We start from the raw sequence: 758 nt of genomic DNA on the forward strand, positions 1-758 counted from the left end.
ATTATTAAATTTTACTAAATTGAGCTATTAAAGTATCAGTAGCTCCTAAAGATGCTAAAGTTTGTTCATAAGCATTTTGCAAGATAGGGTTATCTATAAAATTTCCCCAATGCTTATCACCCGCAGGCTCTCCTTTGCTAAGCCAATAAAGAGTATTAGACAATGGATATCTTTGAATACATTTTACAAATTCAACTTTTAATCCTACTTTTTCACCTAATTTTCTTAAAGTGTGTGGATTATACAAAAATATATGCGGGCTCCAATAAGTAAATTCGCTAAATGCTTTATTTTTATAAATTGTAAGTAAAGCATCATTTCCATTTGGAACTTCTATGATAATTTTTCCATTTTCTTTAAGTTTTGTTGAAAGCTCCTTTAAAATATTAATAGGGTCTTGTAAATGTTCTATAACGTGAAAAGCTGTTATTATATCATACCCCCCCCCTATAGCTTCTGATAGGCTTCTTAATAAGGTTATATTGTTTTGTTCATATATAGGTTTAACTTGTTCCTCAATTTCAACACCTGTTACACTTTTTGCAAATGGTTTTGCTTGAATTAAAAACTGACCATGACCACTTCCAAAATCTAAAATATCTTTACCGATTAATTTATTTTTTATAAATAAACATCTATTTTCTGCTCGTAACGCCCAATCTTTTTCAAAATTTTTTATATTTTCTTCTAGATTTGCACCATAATTTCTTTTTGTAATTTTAAAAAAATTTGTATCTAGCATTTGATTTTTTTTATAA

At 27.7% G+C, this 758-nt stretch carries 1 protein-coding gene; it reads right to left on the reverse strand.

Going from position 1 to position 758, the window contains the following annotated elements; translation table 11 throughout:
* Positions 1-4: 4 nt before the first annotated feature.
* Positions 5-758, reverse strand: a 754-nt coding sequence (locus JG676_RS07710) for a class I SAM-dependent methyltransferase (protein ID WP_246801812.1), incomplete at its 5' end; no start/stop codon positions are given.

The sequence above is a fragment of the Campylobacter sp. 2018MI34 genome, from assembly GCF_016598975.1.
Taxonomy (GTDB): domain Bacteria; phylum Campylobacterota; class Campylobacteria; order Campylobacterales; family Campylobacteraceae; genus Campylobacter_D.